The sequence below is a fragment of the Agromyces chromiiresistens genome (assembly GCF_029167465.1).
In the GTDB taxonomy this organism is placed as follows: Bacteria; Actinomycetota; Actinomycetes; order Actinomycetales; family Microbacteriaceae; genus Agromyces; species Agromyces chromiiresistens.
Window position 1 is genome coordinate 1109443 of the sequence record NZ_JARFNL010000004.1, and the last position, 16872, is coordinate 1126314.

13 protein-coding genes, 1 tRNA gene and 1 other RNA gene are annotated in these 16872 nt (G+C 70.8%); 5 read left to right on the forward strand and 10 right to left on the reverse strand.

Annotation, left to right across the window (positions count from 1 at the left end; all coding sequences use genetic code 11):
* Window positions 1-11: 11 nt before the first annotated feature.
* From PX701_RS12495 to PX701_RS12505, 3 genes are read right to left on the reverse strand one after another with little or no spacing between them, the layout of a single operon-like run.
* Window positions 12-869 (reverse strand): aminoglycoside phosphotransferase family protein, encoded by an 858-nt coding sequence (locus tag PX701_RS12495; RefSeq protein WP_231431775.1) that lies wholly within the window; start codon window positions 867-869, stop codon window positions 12-14.
* Complete coding sequence (ligD, locus tag PX701_RS12500; RefSeq protein WP_275506471.1) at window positions 866-2170, reverse strand: non-homologous end-joining DNA ligase; 1305 nt, start codon at window positions 2168-2170, stop codon at window positions 866-868. The genes PX701_RS12495 and ligD overlap by 4 nt, the downstream gene beginning before the upstream one ends.
* A gap of 5 nt (window positions 2171-2175) precedes the next feature.
* On the reverse strand, window positions 2176-3105 hold the full coding sequence (locus PX701_RS12505) for an AraC family transcriptional regulator (RefSeq protein WP_275506472.1): 930 nt from the start codon (window positions 3103-3105) through the stop codon (window positions 2176-2178).
* Between the two features lie 159 nt (window positions 3106-3264).
* Here PX701_RS12505 and PX701_RS12510 point away from each other — a divergent pair, with 159 nt between their 5' ends.
* Window positions 3265-3720: an SRPBCC domain-containing protein gene (locus tag PX701_RS12510; RefSeq protein ID WP_275506473.1), complete on the forward strand. Its 456-nt coding sequence runs from the start codon at window positions 3265-3267 to the stop codon at window positions 3718-3720.
* A gap of 21 nt (window positions 3721-3741) precedes the next feature.
* On the opposite strand, the gene narI is transcribed toward PX701_RS12510, so the two are convergent.
* From narI to PX701_RS12530, 4 genes are read right to left on the reverse strand one after another with little or no spacing between them, the layout of a single operon-like run.
* Entirely contained in the window at window positions 3742-4512 is a 771-nt protein-coding gene (gene narI / locus PX701_RS12515; RefSeq protein WP_275506474.1) for a respiratory nitrate reductase subunit gamma, read from the reverse strand.
* Window positions 4509-5225 carry a nitrate reductase molybdenum cofactor assembly chaperone gene (narJ, locus tag PX701_RS12520; protein WP_275506475.1) on the reverse strand — a complete coding sequence of 239 codons (717 nt, stop codon included), beginning with the start codon at window positions 5223-5225 and terminating at the stop codon, window positions 4509-4511. The genes narI and narJ overlap by 4 nt, the downstream gene beginning before the upstream one ends.
* The gene (gene narH / locus PX701_RS12525) at window positions 5225-6880 is read right to left on the reverse strand and encodes a nitrate reductase subunit beta (RefSeq protein WP_275506476.1); all 1656 of its coding nucleotides are present in this window, start codon (window positions 6878-6880) and stop codon (window positions 5225-5227) included. The genes narJ and narH overlap by 1 nt, the downstream gene beginning before the upstream one ends.
* Entirely contained in the window at window positions 6880-10635 is a 3756-nt protein-coding gene (locus PX701_RS12530; protein WP_275506477.1) for a nitrate reductase subunit alpha, read from the reverse strand. Before PX701_RS12530 ends, narH begins: the two co-directional genes overlap by 1 nt.
* A 233-nt stretch (window positions 10636-10868) precedes the next feature.
* Between PX701_RS12530 and PX701_RS12535 the strand changes: the two genes are divergently transcribed.
* From PX701_RS12535 to PX701_RS12545, 3 genes are all read left to right on the forward strand, one after another.
* Window positions 10869-12143: a nitrate/nitrite transporter gene (locus PX701_RS12535; RefSeq protein WP_374201141.1), complete on the forward strand. Its 1275-nt coding sequence runs from the start codon at window positions 10869-10871 to the stop codon at window positions 12141-12143.
* Window positions 12144-12152: 9 nt separating this feature from the next.
* Window positions 12153-14060 (forward strand): helicase HerA-like domain-containing protein, encoded by a 1908-nt coding sequence (locus tag PX701_RS12540; RefSeq protein WP_275506478.1) that lies wholly within the window; start codon window positions 12153-12155, stop codon window positions 14058-14060.
* Window positions 14061-14131: 71 nt separating this feature from the next.
* The gene (locus tag PX701_RS12545; RefSeq protein ID WP_275506479.1) at window positions 14132-14746 is read left to right on the forward strand and encodes a GNAT family N-acetyltransferase; all 615 of its coding nucleotides are present in this window, start codon (window positions 14132-14134) and stop codon (window positions 14744-14746) included.
* A gap of 73 nt (window positions 14747-14819) precedes the next feature.
* Here PX701_RS12545 and PX701_RS12550 read toward each other — a convergent pair whose 3' ends face one another.
* From PX701_RS12550 to ffs, 3 genes are all read right to left on the reverse strand, one after another.
* Window positions 14820-15341 (reverse strand): hypothetical protein, encoded by a 522-nt coding sequence (locus PX701_RS12550; RefSeq protein WP_231431764.1) that lies wholly within the window; start codon window positions 15339-15341, stop codon window positions 14820-14822.
* A gap of 532 nt (window positions 15342-15873) precedes the next feature.
* A tRNA-Ser gene (locus tag PX701_RS12555) sits at window positions 15874-15961 on the reverse strand.
* Window positions 15959-16055, reverse strand: an RNA gene (gene ffs, locus PX701_RS12560) — signal recognition particle sRNA small type. Before ffs ends, PX701_RS12555 begins: the two co-directional genes overlap by 3 nt.
* A gap of 661 nt (window positions 16056-16716) precedes the next feature.
* Here ffs and PX701_RS12565 point away from each other — a divergent pair.
* Window positions 16717-16872, forward strand: a complete 156-nt coding sequence (locus tag PX701_RS12565) for a hypothetical protein (RefSeq protein WP_231431763.1) — start codon at window positions 16717-16719, stop codon at window positions 16870-16872.

A 16872-nucleotide genomic window follows, 5' to 3' on the forward strand; every position in this document is an offset into this window, starting at 1 on the left:
CCGCCCGCCCGTCAGAGCGCGAGATCGGCGGCGGTCACGCCGAGACGTGTGACCGACTCGGCGTGCGACGGGTCGTCGGCGATCGCGAACCACGTCGACGACAGTGCGCACCAGGCCACGAGCCAGTCTCGCTGCCGCGACGGCAGCACGCCGGTCTCGGCGACGACGATGCCGAACTGGCGCTCGAGCCGCCCGGGCATGAGCGCCCGCGCGTGCGACGGGTTGCAGAGCAGGTTGCAGTAGTCGAAGGCGGCCTCGCCGACGAGCCCCTTGGGGTCGATGACGAGCCATCCGCGCTCGCCGAAGTCGAGCACGTTCCCGTGGTGCAGGTCGCCGTGCAGCACGCGCGCGTCCCGCTGCGTCGACAGCAGCCGGTCGGCGTAGTCGGCGCCCTGCCGATGGAGCGGGTCGAGGTCGTCGGCGTGCGCGAACAGCTCGCGGAACCACTGCTCGAGCGGCACGAGGAGCGGCACCCCCGAGTCGGTGAGCGTGGGGAGCTCCGCCGGGTCGAGGTGCACGCGGCGCGCCGCTGCGCAGATCACCCGCGTCGCACCGTCGTCGTCGCCGTCGACGACCATGCGCACGAGGTCGCCCGTGCCGGTGGCCCGTTCGAGCAGCACCGCCTGCCCCTCGCGCTGCAGGACGCGCGCAGCGCCGTGTCCGTCGAGCTGTTCGAGCAGCTCGGCGCCGCGCTCCTCCTCCTCCACGTGGGCGACCTTGAGCACCGCCGCGACCCCGTCGATGGTTCTCACGGGGATCAGCGTGCTCGACGCCGTCGTCTGCGGGTCGCCCTCGGGATGCAGGCGCCAGCGGTGCAACCATTCGATGTCGGCGTGATGACCGGGGTCGACGGGACCGAAGTCGCTCACGAGGCGCGGCCAGTCGTGCCGCCGGAACGATCGCCGGGGCGGCCGCCGGGGAACGACAGCTCGCCGTTCTCGTCGCGGTACTTCGCCCACGGGTCGTAATCGACCTCGAGCGGTTCCTGCGGCGGCCGCTCCGCCTCGGGCACATGCTGCAGGTTCACCCGGATGCGGTACCAGAGCGACGAACTGCCTCGCATGCCGTCGACGAGCACGTCGGCCGGCTCGAGCCGGGGCACGACGTCGGAGTGACGTTCCTTCCACCGCTCCAGGCCCTCGAGGGCCTCGGGCTTCGTCTTGGCGCGGGCGATCTCGATGAGCGGCATCGTCGACTGCCGTTGCCCGGAGCCATCGCCCGAGCCGCGGCGCGGGGGCTTCTCGGCGGGGCCGAGCTCCTCGGCGAGTCGCAGCAGACCATCGAGACGGCCGACCGCGTCGTCGATGCCGGCCGCGGCGTCGCCGCGCTCGGCGAAGCGTGCGAGGACCGTCGCGACGGTGAAGCGCTCGGGACGACTCTCGCGGACCTCCGCCCAGTCGAGCGGGGTCGAGACGCGGGCGTCGGGCAGCGGACGCACCGAGTACGCCGAGGCGACCGTGCGGTCCTTCGCGTTCTGGTTGAAGTCGACGAACACGCTCTCGCCGCGCTCCTCCTTCCACCAGCGGGCGGATGCGAGGCCGGGAGCGCGGAGCTCGACCTCGCGCGCGAGCGTCTCGGCGGCGAGCCGCACCTCGGGATAGGTCCACTCGGGTGCGATGCGCACCGAGATGTGGATGCCGCGAGAGCCGGACGTCTTCGGCCAGCCGACCAGCCCGACGTCGTCGAGCACCTCGCGCGCGACGAACGCGACGTCGACGATCTGCGACCAGTCGACGCCGGGCATCGGGTCGAGGTCGACGCGCAGCTCGTCGGGATGGTCGAGGTCGCCGGCTCGCACGGGGTGGGGGTTGAGGTCGATGCATCCGAGGTTCACGACCCAGGCGAGCGCGGCCGCATCGTTCACGACGACCTCTTCGGCGGAATTGCCCGACGCGTAGTGCAGCGTCGCGGTCTCGATCCACTCGGGGCGCTTGTCGGGAGCGCGCTTCTGGAAGAAGGCCTCCTGGTCGATGCCCTTGACAAACCGTTTGAGCACCATCGGGCGCCCACCCGCGCCGCGCAGCGCACCGTCGGCGACCGCGAGGTAGTACTTCACGAGATCGAGCTTGGTGAGCCCCGGCTCGGGGAAGACGACCTTGTCGGGGTGCGAGATGCGCACCTCGCGACCGTCGACTTCGATGACCTCGTCCGCTCGCGCTGCAGGGCTCACGCTCCTCACCCTAGGTCGGCCGGGTGGCCGGAGGGAACCCCCGCCGCCCGGGTCGCCTGCGCCGCTGCGGCGTAGCGCCGCGGCGTCTCGCCGATGACCGTGCGGAACTCGCGGGTGAAGTGCGCCTGGTCGACGAAGCCGAGCTCCGCGGCGAGGTCGGCGAGCGACGGCGGGTCGTCGGCGGCGAGCCGATGCGCGGCCTCCTGCATGCGGTATCGACTGATCAGCCACTTCGGGGTGAGGCCGAGCCGCGCGCGCACCAGACGCTCGAGCGCACGCAGCCCGAGCCCGCTCGCGTCGGCCAGCTCGCCCGCCCGCAGGATCGTACGGTCGGTCTCGGCGAGCTCGACGACGCGCGCCGCGAGGGCGGCATCGGGGTCGAGGACGATGTGCTGCGCGCCGAGCCAGTCGGCGAACGCCGCGACCGCCTCGTCGTCGCGGCCGTCCTCGGCCGCCGTGCGGACCCGCGAGACGCCTGCCGCGGTACCCCGCAGCCGCAACGCCTCGACCGGCACAGAACCGCCGACGAGCGAGCGGACCTCGCCCGGCGCGATGAGCCCGGCGACGCCGGGCTGCAGGAGGGCGCCGACGGCCCAACCCTCGCCTTCGAGCCGTGAGACGCCGCGACCGATCGACGGACCGTGCAGCGCGGTGCCGTCGGGCTCGACGACGAGGTTCGCCGACGGGTACTCGAGCACGCCCTGTTCGATGACCACGCCGGCGGGCAACCGCCACCTGGGCACCCAGAAGTGCCGCACGACGTGCGCGACGGGGGGCGGCGCCGGGAATCGGGCCAGCCGCACGGGCGCGTCGGCGGCGTGCTGGGCGGCCGCGTCGGCCGCGATCGGTGCCAGACCCGGCTCGCCGCGCCTCGGCGCGAGCACGCCCTTGTCGGCGGCGCCGGCGCGCGTGCGCCAGTAGTCCGAGGGCTGCATGGTCCGAGTATGGCGTCGTCCGCCGACACCCGTCGCCCGCCGCCCCTCACCGAGTCGCTGTCGCGTTTCTGCAAGACGCCCGCCACGCGGCATCCGTAGCGTCGAACCGAATCGACCGGCGGAAATCGACCGGCAGAACCAGAGAGCGGAGAACCGACCATGTCCGACTTCGAGATGACCCTGTACGTCGCAGCCGAGCCGCAGCAGGTGTGGGACGCGATCACCGGCGACGACGGCAGCCGCGCCGTCATGTGGGGCTCGGTGCTCCGCGGCGAGCTCGCCCCCGGCGAGCGCTACGAGTACGTCGGCCCGGGCCAGGACGGCGACGAGACCGTCCACGTCTACGGCGAGGTGCTCGCCGCCGAGCCCGGAGCGCTGCTGCAGCTCTCCGAGCATCCGGGCCCGACCTACCGCGAGAACCACGCGGAGCTCCGCAGCCGTATGACCTGGCGCATGAGCTCGGCGGGCGACGCGCTCACGAAGCTCACGTTCACGAACGACGAGTGGAGCGAAGGACATCCTGCCGAGGCCGAGACGAGCGACACGTGGCCGCTCGTGCTCTCGAGCTTCAAGTCGTGGATCGAGACGGGACGCGCGCTGCCGTTCCCGGCATGAGGCGAGGCGCGCGAAGCCTCGTCAGAGCTTCGTGAGCTTCTTCGGGTCGGGCGTCTGGATGCCCTCCCAGCCGCGCTTCCGTCCGCTCGTGCCCGGACGGGTGCTCGCGGCGTCGCGCGAGCGGTAGACGATGTACGGCCGGAACAGGTAGCCGATCGGCGCCGAGAACACGTGCACGAGTCGCGTGAACGGCCACAGCGCGAACAGCAGCGTCGCGCACAGCACGTGCAGCTGGAACATGAGCGGCACGTCGGCCATGAGCTCGGGCTGGGGCTGCAGGAGGATGAGGCTGCGGAACCACGGCCCCACCGTGCCGCGGTACTCGTACCCCGGCCCGAGCACCTGGTACATGACGGTCGCGAGCGTGCCGAACAGGATCACGCCGCCGAGGAAGACGTACATGACCTTGTCCATGCGCGTCGTCGCGAGGAACACCGGTCCGACCGTGCGCCGTCGGTAGATGAGGATCACGAGTCCCGCGATCGTGAGCAGTGCCGCGAACGAGCCGAGCACGGTCGCCCCGAGGTGGTACATGTGCTCGTCGATGCCGATCGCGTAGAGCCATTCGCGGGGGATGAGCAGGCCCACGACGTGCCCCGCGATCACCATGAGGATGCCGAGGTGGAACATCGGCGACCCCCAGCGCAGCAGGCGGTTCTCGTAGGTCTGGCTCGACCGCGTCGTCCAGCCGAACTTGTCGTAGCGGTACCGCCAGATGTGCCCGACGACGAACACCGCGAACGCCGCGTACGGCAGGGCGACCCAGAGCAGCACGTTCCAGGCGTCGTTCATGCGCGGACCTCCTCGTGCGCGGCGCCGACCGGCCGGTACGGCGGGATGCTCCCGAGGAACGACAGTCCGACCGTCTCGGCGGGCGGCCCCTCGTTCACGAGTGCGAGATAGCGTTCGCGGGTCGCGTCGTCGAGCTCGGGCAGCGACCGGCACACGGCCCTGACGAGCCCGGCCCACGGGCTGCCCTGCTTCTCGAGGGCCTCCCGCAGCACCTCGAGCCCGTCGCGGTGGGCGGCGATCAGCTCGGATGCCTCGGGCGAATCGCTGCGGGCGGAGAACTCGAGCACGGCGGGCAGGAAGTCGGGCAGCTCGTCGGCGTCGAACTCCCACCCGGTGGCGCGGTACGTCTCGATGAACGAGACCAGCGCGGCGCCGCGCTGGCGGGTGTCGCCCGCCTGGAAGTACGTCAGGTAGAGGCAGCACTTGCGCTTGAGGTCGAAGGTCGCGACGTACTCGGCCTCGAGCGCGGCGGCGGGCGTCGACGAGACGTGCTCGAGGAACCCGAAGAACTCGCCGGACAGCTCGGACGGCAGCCCCGGGACGGATGCCTCGACCGCGGCCGCGCGCTCGGCGAAGCCCTCGCCCGGGTAGTCGAGCAGCAGCGACGCGGCCATGTGCGCGAGGCGACGCTGGTCGTCGCTCAGCGCGATGCGCGGACCCGACGCGTTCGGCACAGAGCCGGGGCGGCGGAAGATGAGCGGCAGCCTGGCCATCATTCGCCCCCGTCGCCCACGCCGTCGCCCTTCGGCGGGAACAGGCCTTGCGGCGAGCCGTTGCCGTCCCAGTTGAGCAGGTTCACCCGGCCCGGTGTCGACGGCCGGTCGGCGGTCTGCCGGTTCTTCAGCGCGTGGAAGTTCTCGACCGCGACCGGCACCTGCTGGCCGCTCGACGAGCCGAAGGGGCCCGCGCCGCCCATGCCCGGGCCGCCGTCGTAGTCGAGGGAGCACGCGAGCTCGTCGAGCTCGCGCGCCTGCTCGGTGTGCGCGGCGGGGATGACGTAACGCTCCTCGTACTTCGCGATCGCGAGCAGCCGGTACATCTCCTCGATCGTCTCGCCCGTCATGCCGACGGCGTCGGCGATGCGTTCGTCCTTGCCCTCGCCGAGGTTGATGCCGCGCATGTACGAGCGCATCGCGGCGAGCTTGCGCAGCGACGCCTCGACGGGGCGCGTGTCGCCCGCGGTGAAGAGGCCGGCGAGGTACTCGAGCGGGATCCGCAGCTTCGAGATGGCCGAGAACAGCGTCTTCGCGTCCTCGCCGTCGTTGCCCGACGAGGCCACGACGTCGACGACGGGGGAGAGCGGCGGGATGTACCAGACCATCGGCATCGTGCGGTATTCGGGGTGCAGCGGCAGCGCGACCCTGTACTCGTTGATGAGCTTGTGGATGGGGGAGCGCTGGGCCGCGTCGATCCAGTCCTCCGGGATTCCGGCCTCGCGCGCGGCCTGCACGACGGCGGGGTCGTGCGGGTCGAGGAAGACGCTGCGCTGCGACTCGAGCAGCTCCTGCTCGTTCTCGACCCGGGCCGCCTCGGCGACCTTGTCGGCGTCGTAGAGCACGAGCCCGAGGTAGCGCAGCCGCCCGACGCAGGTCTCGGAGCACACGGTCGGCAGTCCGACCTCGAGGCGCGGGTAGCAGAGCGTGCACTTCTCGGCCTTGCCGGTCTTGTGGTTGAAGTAGACCTTCTTGTAGGGGCATCCCGACACGCACATGCGCCAGCCGCGGCACTGGTCCTGGTCGACGAGCACGATCCCGTCCTCGACCCGCTTGTACATCGCGCCCGACGGGCAGGAGGCCACGCACGACGGGTTGAGGCAGTGCTCGCAGATGCGCGGAAGGTAGAACATGAACGTCTGCTCGAACTCGCTCGCGACGTGCTCCGACATGTGCTGCAGGATCGGGTCGTCCTGCATCGTCTCGCGGGAGCCGCCGAGGTTGTCGTCCCAGTTCGCCGACCACGAGATCTTCATGTCCTCGCCGGTCAGCAGGCTCTTCGGCTTCGCGACCGGGGTGTGCTCGCCCGCGGGGGCGTTGAGCAGCATGTCGTACTCGTAGGTCCAGGGCTCGTAGTAGTCGTGGATCTCGGGCAGCTTCGGGTTGGAGAAGATCGTCGCGAGCTTCTTGAGCCGGCCGCCCGAGCGGAGCTTCAGACGGCCCGACTTCGTGCGCACCCAGCCGCCGCCCCACTTCTGCTGGTCCTCGTAGCGACGCGGGTACCCGATGCCGGGCCGCGTCTCGACGTTGTTGAACCAGACGTACTCGACGCCCGAGCGGTTCGTCCACGCCTGCTTGCAGGTGACGCTGCAGGTGTGGCAGCCGATGCACTTGTCGAGGTTCATGACCATCGACATCTGCGCCATGACCTTCATCAGTACTCGACCTCCTGGCTGCGACGGCGGATCACCGTGACTTCGTCTCGCTGGTTGCCGGTCGGCCCCAGGTAGTTGAACGCGAAGGCGAGCTGCGCGTAGCCGCCGATCAGGTGGCTGGGTTTCAAGAGCACCCGGGTCAGCGAATTGTGGATGCCGCCGCGGAGGCCGCTCGTCTCGGTCCGCGGCACATCCACCGTTCGGTCCTTCGCGTGGTACATGTACACCGTGCCCTCGGGCATGCGGTGCGAGACGATCGCGCGGGCGACGACGACGCCGTTGCGGTTGTACGACTCGATCCACTCGTTGTCGCGCACGCCGATCTTCTCCGCGTCCTGCGGGCTCATCCAGATCGTGGGGCCGCCGCGCGAGAGCGAGAGCATGAAGAGGTTGTCCTGGTACTCCGAGTGGATCGACCACTTCGAGTGCGGCGTGAGGTAGCGCACCGCGACCTCGGCACGTCCGGCCGCCGCGGGGTCGCCGCTCGGCGCCGTCGATCCGGGAGCCGGCGAGTCGCCGAAGAGTCGCGCGAGGTCGAGCGGTGGCCGGTAGACCGGCAGGTTCTCGCCGAGCTCGCTCATCCAGTCGTGGTCGAGGAAGAAGTGCTGGCGCCCGGTGAGGGTGTGCCACGGCTTCAGGTGCTCGACGTTGATCGCGAACGCCGTGTACCGCCGGCCGCCGTGCTCGGAGCCCGACCACTCGGGGCTCGTGATCACCGACACCGGTCGCGACTGCACGTCGGCGAAGCGGATACGCCCGCCCTCGTGGTCCTCCGCGAGCTGCGCGATGCGCTGGCCCGTGCGCTTCTCGAGCTGGCGGAAGCCCTGCACCGAGAGCCGCCCGTTGGTCGTGCCCGAGAGCGCGAGGATCGCCTCGCAGACCTTCACGTCGGTGTCGAGCAGCGGCTGCCCGGCGCCCGCGCCGCCCGTGGCGACCCCGTTGAGCCGTCCGAGCTCGGCGACCTCGGGGGTGGGGTCGAAGACGATGCCCTTCGTGACCATGCCGGCCTTCACCGCGAGCGGGCCGAGCGTCGCCATCTTGTCGGCGATCGCGGTGTAGTCGCGCTCGACGACGACGAGCTTCGGCATCGTGACGCCCGGCACGAGCGGCTGCCCGTCCTCGACGATGCCGTGCGGAGTCGCCATCGCGTCGGGGGTGTCGTGCATGAGCGGCGCCGCGACGAGGTCGCTGCGCGTGCCGAGGTGCACGCGGGCGTACTCCGAGAGCCGCTGGGCGATGAGGTGGAAGATCTCGAAGTCGGTCTTCGTCTGCCAGGGCGGCGCGATCGCCGGGTTGAACGAGTGCACGAACGGGTGCATGTCGGTCGACGAGAGGTCGTGCTTCTCGTACCAGGTCGCGGCGGGCAGCACGACGTCGGAGAACAGCGTCGTCGAGGTCATGCGGAAGTCAGTCGTGACGAGCAGGTCGAGCTTGCCCTCGGGAGCCTCGTCGTGCCACTCGATGGTGTTCGGCCGGCGCTCGGGCGGTGCCTCGCCCGCGCGCACCGCCGAGTCGGTGCCGAGCAGGTGCTTGAGGAAGTACTCGTTTCCCTTGCCCGAGGAGCCGAGGATGTTCGCCCGCCACACGTTGAGCACACGCGGGAAGTTCTCGGGCGAGTCGGGGTCCTCGCACGCGTAGCGCAGCGACCCGTCTTTCAGCGAGTCGACGACGTAGTCCGCGGGTTCGCGGCCGGCGGCCCGGGCCTCGTCGACGAGGTCGAGCGGGTTGCGGTCGAACGTCGGATAGCTCGGCATCCAGCCGCGCTTGGCCGACTCCACGAGGCAGTCCGCCGTCGTCCGCCCGGCGAACAGGCCCGAGGCCAGCGGCGAGGCGAGCTGATCGGCGGGCAGCCCGTCGTAGCGCCACTGGTCGGTCGCGAGGTACCAGAACGCGGTGCCGATCATCGCGCGGCCGGGTCTGGACCAGTCGCTCGCGGTGCCGTACTGCGTGTACCCGGTGACGGGCCGCACCTTCTCCTGGCCGACGTAGTGCGCCCAGCCGCCGCCGTTCACGCCCTGGCAGCCGGTCATCGTCGTGAGTGCGAGGAAGGTGCGGTAGATCGTGTCGGAGTGGAACCAGTGGTTGGTGCCAGCGCCCATGAGGATCATCGAGCGGCCGCCCGAGCGCTCGGCGTTGTCGGCGAACTCGCGCCCGATGCGCTCGGCCTGCTCCGCGGGGACGCCGGTGACCTCCTCCTGCCAGGCGGGCGTTCCGGGCGTCGACGGGTCGTCGTAGCCGGTCGGCCATTCGCCGTGCAGCCCGTCGCGTCCGACGCCGTACTGCGCGAGCAGCAGGTCGAACACGGTCGTCACCGTACGGCCCGCGACCTCGAGCGTCGGCACGCCCCGACGCACGACGCCGGTGCCGCCCTCGTGCTCCGCGCCCGGCTCGGGCGCGACGTCGAAGCGCGGCAGGTCGACGGCCGCGGTCGCGCCGAGCCATGCGGCGTCGTCCATGATCGAGAGCAGCGGGTCGACGTCCTCGAGGTCGAGGTTCCACTTGCCCTCGTCTTCGGCGCCGAACCGGTGACCGAGCGAGCCGTTCGGCACGACGGGTTCGCCGCCCTCGCCGAGCAGCACGGTCTTGAACGCCGCGTTGGCCGTCTCGGCCGCCTCGCCGCCGAGGTCGGCCGCGGTGAGGAACTTGCCCGGCACGAACCCGTCGCCCCGCGATTCGAGGGTGATCAGGTACGGGGCATCCGAATAGGTCTTCAGGTAGTGCACGAAGCGCGGGGTGCGTCGCTCGACGAGGAACTCGCGCAGGATCACGTGACCCATCGCCATCGCGAGCGCCGCGTCGGTGCCGGGGTGCGGGGCGAGCCATTCGTCGGCGAACTTCGTGTTGTCGGCGTAGTCGGGCGAGACGGTCACGACCTTCTGGCCGCGGTAGCGCGCCTCGGTCATGAAGTGCGCGTCGGGCGTGCGGGTGACCGGCACGTTCGAGCCCCACATCATGAGGTAGCTCGAGTTCCACCAGTCGGCCGACTCGGGCACGTCGGTCTGGTCGCCGAAGACCTGCGGGCTCGCGACGGGAAGGTCGGCGTACCAGTCGTAGAACGACTGCATCGTGCCGCCGATGAGGTTGACGAAGCGCGCGCCGGCGCCGTGCGACACCATCGACATCGCCGGGATCGGCGAGAAGCCCGCGACCCGGTCGGGGCCGTGCGCCTTGATCGTGTGCACGTGGGCCGCCGCGATGATCTCGAGCGCCTCGTCCCAGCTCGCGCGCACGAGCCCGCCCTTGCCGCGGGCCCGCTTGTACGCGCGGGATGCCTCGCGGTCGGTGACGAGCGCCTCCCAGGCCAGCACGGGGTCGCCGCCGACCCGGGCCTTCGCCGCACGGTACCGCTCGAGCAGCACGCTGCGCAGGTACGGGTAGCGGACGCGCGTCGGCGAGTAGGTGTACCAGCTGAACGCCGCGCCGCGGGGGCAGCCGCGTGGCTCGTACTCGGGGGAGTCGGGGCCGACCGAGGGGTAGTCGGTCTGCTGCGTCTCCCACGTGATGATGCCGTCCTTCACGTAGACCTTCCACGAGCACGAGCCCGTGCAGTTCACGCCGTGGGTGGAGCGCACGACCTTGTCGTGCGACCAGCGGTCGCGGTAGAAGACGTCGCCCTTGCGGCCGCCCTCGAGCGTCACGGTGCGGAGGTCGGGAGACACCTCGCCGGGCCGCACGAAGCGGCCGAGCTTGACGAGGGCATCGGCGAGCGCGCCGTCGGTGGCTGGACCGCTCGAACTCGGGGGCGTCTGACTCACGAAGGCCTCCTCGCCTGTGCGACGAACGCCGTTGCCGGCGCCGCCGGTGGTTGCCGCTTGACGCGGACACTACCGACCGTATTGGTCGCGACGGCGGTCTGTCGAGGCGTTTCACCGGGTTTATTCGATGTTCACGAACTCGGCCGAAATGGCTGGCCACACGGGTCATGCGCCCGGTACTGTCGGGCGCAGACGGCGGGTTCGCCGGCACATCGCACCGATCGGGGGCAGCGTTGAGCGAGTCATCGAAGCAGGCCGGGGCAGTGGCCGAGGCGCAGGGCGGTCCCTCGCTGAAGGGGCAGCTCGGACAGGTGCTGCTGGCCACCTTCGCCTCGGCGATCGGGTTCTGGGCGTGGATGCTCATCGCCCCGCTGCAGAAGACGTACGCGACCGAGATGGGGCTCGACGAGGGGCAGATCTCGCTCATGCTCGCGACGCCCGTGCTCGTCGGCGCGCTCGGCCGCATCGTGACGGGTGCCATGACCGACCGCTTCGGCGGACGCAGGATGTTCACCATCGTGCTGCTCGGCTCGGTGCCGGCCGTGCTGCTCGTCGCGCTCGCGGGCGAGATCAAGAGCTTCCCGCTGCTGCTCGTCGCGGGGTTCTACCTCGGCGTCGCGGGCACGATCTTCGCGGTCGGCGTGCCCTTCTCGAGCGCCTGGTACGAAGCGAAGCGACGCGGTTTCGCGACCGGCGTGTTCGGCATGGGCATGATCGGCACGGCGATCTCCGCGTTCCTCACGCCGCGTCTCGCGGAGTCGATCGGCTACCTGCCGACGCACCTCCTCGTCGCCGGCATCATGGCCGCGACGGCGATCATCGTCTGGCTGTTCCTGCGCGACTCGCCCGCCTGGGAGTCGAGCCGGCAGCCGCTCGTGCCGAAGGTCGTCAGCGCACTGAAGCTCCGCATCACGTGGGAGATGGCATTCCTCTACGGCATCGTCTTCGGAGGCTTCGTGGCCTTCTCGACGTTCCTGCCGAAGTACCTCACGACGATCTACCCCGACGAGGTCGACCCGGTCGGCGCGGGCACGCGCACCGCACTGTTCGCCACCGCCGCGGTCGTGGCCCGGCCGATCGGCGGTGCGCTCTCCGACCGCGTCGGTCCGAAGGTCATCTCGCTCATCTCGCTCGCGGGCATCGTGTCGCTCGCGTACATCGTCGGGCAGCAGCCGCCCGAGGGCATCGTGACCGGGGTGACGTTCATCCTCATGGCCGCGGCGATGGGCCTCGGCATGGGCGCGGTCTTCGCCTGGGTCGGGCCGTCGACGCCGAAGGACAAGGTGGGCGCGGTGACCGGCGTCGTCGCCGCGGCCGGCGGTCTCGGCGGGTACTTCCCGCCGCTCGTGATGGGTGCGACCTACAACGCCGAGACGAACTCGTACGCCCTCGGGCTGTGGTTGCTCGTGCTCGTCGGGGCCGTCGCACTGGTCGTGGCGGGAATGCTCCGCGACGCGCGCCCCGGCTCGGCGAAGGCGGCCCCGGGTCCGGTACCGGCGCCTCGATAGGATCGCCGCATGGCCGATGACGCGGTGAAGCAAGCTCAGGAGGCGGCCGCCGCTGCGGCCGAGGCGGCGAAGACGCTGCAGGCGCAGGCGGAGGCGGCGATCAAGGCCGCCGAGGAGGCGGCGGCGCTCGCGAAGGCGGCCGCCGAGGCGGCGACGAAGTCGGATGCCGCGGCCGAAGCCGTGGCGGAGGAACCCGCGTCGGAGGCACCACCCGCCGCGCCGGCGGCGGCCTCGCCCGAACCGGTCGCGGCGCCCGAGCAGGCCGCGGCCGAGGCATCCGGCCCCCTCGACGCGAAGCACATCGACGCGGTGCGCAGCGGGTACGCCTTCGAGGGCCCGGCCCTCGAGATGGGCGCCCTCGTCAACGGCGACGCGATGCCCGACGTGCCGGTGCGCATCCCGATCGCGATGACGAACCGGCACGGCCTCGTCGCCGGCGCGACCGGCACCGGCAAGACCCGCACGCTCCAGGTGCTCGCCGAACAGCTCTCCGCGGCGGGCGTCGCCGTGTTCGCCGCCGACATCAAGGGCGATCTCTCCGGCGTCGCGACGCCGGGCGAGGGCAACGAGAAGCTCCTCAAGCGCACGGCCGGAATCGGGCAGGACTGGACGGCGGCGAGCTTCCCGACCGAGTTCTTCTCACTCGGCGGCGTCGGCAGGGGCGTGCCCATCCGCGCGACGATCTCGGGCTTCGGGCCCCTCCTGCTGTCGAAGGTGCTCGGCCTCAACGACACCCAGGAATCGAGCCTCGGACTCGTCTTCCACTACGCGAACAAGAACAACCTCGCGCTGCTCGACCTCGAAGACCTGCGGGCGGTGCTCGCCTACCTCGTGAGCGACGAGGGCAAGGGCGAGCTCGAGGGCCTCGGCGGCCTCTCGAAGGCGACCGTCGGCGTGATCCTGCGCGAGCTCATCACCTTCGCCGACCAGGGCGCCGACGTGTTCTTCGGCGAGCCCGAGATCGACACGGCCGAGTTCCTGCGCACCGCGCCCGACGGACGGGGTGTCATCAGCCTGCTCGAGGTGCCGGGTGTCGCCGACAAGCCGGCGCTGTACTCCACGTTCCTCATGTGGTTGCTCGCCGATCTCTTCACCGACCTGCCCGAGGTCGGCGACCTCGACAAGCCGAAGCTCGTCTTCTTCTTCGACGAGGCGCACCTGCTCTTCAAGGACGCGTCGAAGGAGTTCCTCGCGCAGATCACCCAGACGGTGCGGCTCATCCGGTCGAAGGGGGTCGGCGTGTTCTTCGTCACGCAGACGCCGAAGGACGTTCCGGGCGACGTGCTCGCCCAGCTCGGCTCGCGGGTGCAGCACCAACTGCGCGCGTTCACGCCCGACGATGCGAAGGCGCTGCGCGCGACTGTGTCGACCTACCCGAACTCGGGCTACGACCTGGAAGAGACGCTCACCGTGCTCGGCACGGGCGAGGCGATCGTCACGGTGATGAACGAGAAGGGCGCGCCGTCGCCCGTCGCGTGGACGAGGCTTCGTGCACCGCGGGCGTCGATGTCGCCCTCACCCGACGCGGCGATCGATGCGGCCGTCGCCGCGTCGCCGCTTTCGGCGAAGTACTCGACGGGCATCGACCGCGAGTCGGCGCACGAGATCCTGACGAAGAAGCTCGCGGATGCCGCGGCGAGGGTGGATGCCGAAGAAGCCGCGGCGGCCAAGGCGAAGGCCGACGCCGAGTACGCGAAGATGCAGGCGAAGATTCAGGCCGACGCCGCGAAGGCCGACAAGAAGGCGCAGGCCGAGTACGACCGACTGATGAAGCAGACGTCGGGGAGTTCCCGGTCGTCGTCGCGGTCGCGGTCGAAGGAGAAGTCGGCGCTCGAGGAAGTGCTCGGCTCGCGCACCACCCAGACCGTGCTGAAGCAGGTCATCACCGGCATCTTCGGCATGGCCAAGCGCCGCTGAGGCTGCACTGATGAAGTAGCGCCCGACGAACGAGGACGCGTATCGAGACCCGGTACGGGAGGATGGGCGTGATGTTCCAGATCCGCCCGTACCGCCCAGCCGACCGCGACGACGTCGCACTGGTCTGCCTGCGCACCGCGGCAGCGGGCGGCGACGCGACGGGGGTGTACTCCGACGACACGCTCATGCCCGAGGTGTTCGCACTGCCGTACGTCGAGTACGCGCCCGAACTCACCTTCGTCGTGGCCGACGAGCAACGTGCCGCGGGTTACGTGATGGCCGTCGCCGACACGGCGGACTTCGTCGAGTGGTGGCGGCGCGAGTGGGCGCCGGGCTTCGCGGCGAGGCATCCCGTCGCCGCGCCGCCGACCGAGCACGCACCCGCGTTCACCGAGGCCGCCCTCATCGACACGGGCGTGCACTCCGAGCGCATGCTCATCCCCGAACTCGACCGGTACCCCGCCCACCTGCACATCGACCTGCTGCCCGAACTGCAGGGGCAGGGCTGGGGGCGCCGGCTCATCGACACGGTGCGCGGTGCACTCGCCGAGCGAGGAGTCGCTGCGCTCCACCTCGGCCTCGCGGCCGAGAACACGGGTGCGCGGGCGTTCTACGACCGGCTGGGATTCCACGAGCTGCCGTCGAGCACGCCGGCGTCGCCGAAGCTCGGCGTCGCGACGCAGTGACCCGGCGGTCGAGGAGCGCGATGCCGTCGGCCGAGCAGCGCGAAACGCGTGTCGAGACCACTGGCCTCGCGGCTCAGGCCATGAGCGAGCGACGCTCGAACCAGTAGAGCAGCCCGGGATCGCTCTCGCGCAGTTCGGCGAGCGTCACCGGTTCGTCCCGCGTCGACTCCTCGACGTCGAGCACACCGGCGACGAGGTCCATCGCCGACGCGTCCCAGAACCGGCCGCGCATGCGGAACCGGCCGCGGCCGCTGCGGCACACGACGAACAGCTCGTCGGTCGTGTCGAGGCTGTTCGACCGGTAGAGGTCGAGCCGCAGCACCTTCGAGACGTCGCGGGCCGCGACGACCGTGGTGGTGCCGAAGAATCCGCGTTCGACGATGCCGTAGCGGCTGATCGACACCCGGGTGCGGCGGTAGGCGATCCAGGCGAGGCACATCAGCCCGCCGACGATCGCGGCCGTTGCCGCGACGATCGGCCACGACCCCGTCGGATCGAGCACCCACAGCTCGACGGCGAGCAGTGGAAGCACGAGCGCCGCTGCCGCGACGCCGTAGCTCCATCCGAGCGTGCGACGAGGCCTCAGGGTGATCACCCTGAGGCCGTCGCCCCCTGCTGCCGCCGCGCTGATGGAGGAGCCCCCTGCATCCCCACTCCTCGCTTCCACCGGTGCCGCTGACATCTCTCACATCATCCGCCTCGCGCGAGGTGCACGCTATTCGGCATTAATGAGGACACGGCGGGGCGCGAGGCGCGTGGACGCGGCGATCGGACGGAAGGGGAAGAATGTGCCGGCGTCGTGGGGTCAACGAGAACGCCGTCGTCTTCGTCGACATCTCGGGCCCTCACGACCCGGCTCAGGACAGCATAGGCGCTGCCGGCGACGATGGCGGACATGGGGGCACGGGCGGATGCCTCGACGCAGAACACCCCTCGACCGGCATCGGGAAGATGCCGGCGAGGGGCGGTGCCGATCGCGTGACGGGCGTGATCGTTCTTGGCGGAGGATGGGGGATTCGACCCCGGTGTGGGTGCTGTGCGCGCACCCGGCGTGATCGTTCTTGGCGGAGGACGGGGGATTCGAACCCCGGTGTGGGTGCTGTGCGCGCACCCGGCGTGATCGTTCTTGGCGGAGGATGGGGGATTCGAACCCCCGAGGGCTTTCACCCAACACGCTTTCCAAGCGTGCGCCATAGGCCACTAGGCGAATCCTCCAGTGACCCCCCACGCACCCGCCAGAGCCCGGTTACCCTTGCTGCGTTTCCGCCCTGGGGGAGTTGGCCTGGATAGCGCCACGTGGGGAGCCTCGGACAGTCTACCCGAGTCGAGCGGCCCCGCTGCACCGCGGGCCGCACGAGCCCCCTGGAACGCGCACCCGGAGGGAGTATCGCTCCGAGAAAGCCGGCCACAATTCCACATTTCCACACGTCGCCCGTCCACAATTCCACTTGTCCACACGTCGCCCGTCCACAATTCCACTTGTCCACACCGTCTGCGGAGCGAAACCTCCGGCGGCGCCGCCGAGCGCGCACCGAGTAGGGGTCGAATCCGCCACCTCGCAGCGTGGTCGACTCGTGCCGACGTGACGGACTCGTGGTTGCACCTGCTGTGGTCATGTGGTCATGTGGTCGCACGAGGCGTGGTCACCTGATCTTGTGGTCGGTCTCGTGCACGGGGCGCGAGGGGGGCGGGATGGCCGGACTCGGCCGAGTCGAGGGTGGCGCCGTCGCGGGCGCGCTGGTCGGCATTCTCGCGCTCGCCGGGTGCGCCGCCCCATCGGTCGAGGCGCGCGCCGTCGGCCCGACGACCGTCCTCATGAGGGTCGGCGGCTCCGACATCGAGGAGCAGGCGGCCTCCGTCGGCAGCATCGACGTCGAGAGCGGATGCCTCGTGGCGCGCGCCGAGGGCGGTGACGTCATCGGCATCGTCCTGCCCGACGAAGCGCGGGTCGCGGACCTGGCGGGCTCGAGGTGGAGTTCGACGGTCTCGTCACGGAGGTCGGCGACCCGGTGTTGCTGGGTGGCGGTTATCGCGAGGCGGCTTCGGTCGGCAGCGTGCCCGACGAGTGCGAACACTCGGAGTACTTCCAGCCGAACGCCCGGCAGGGCGAGGAGCCCGCCGAATAG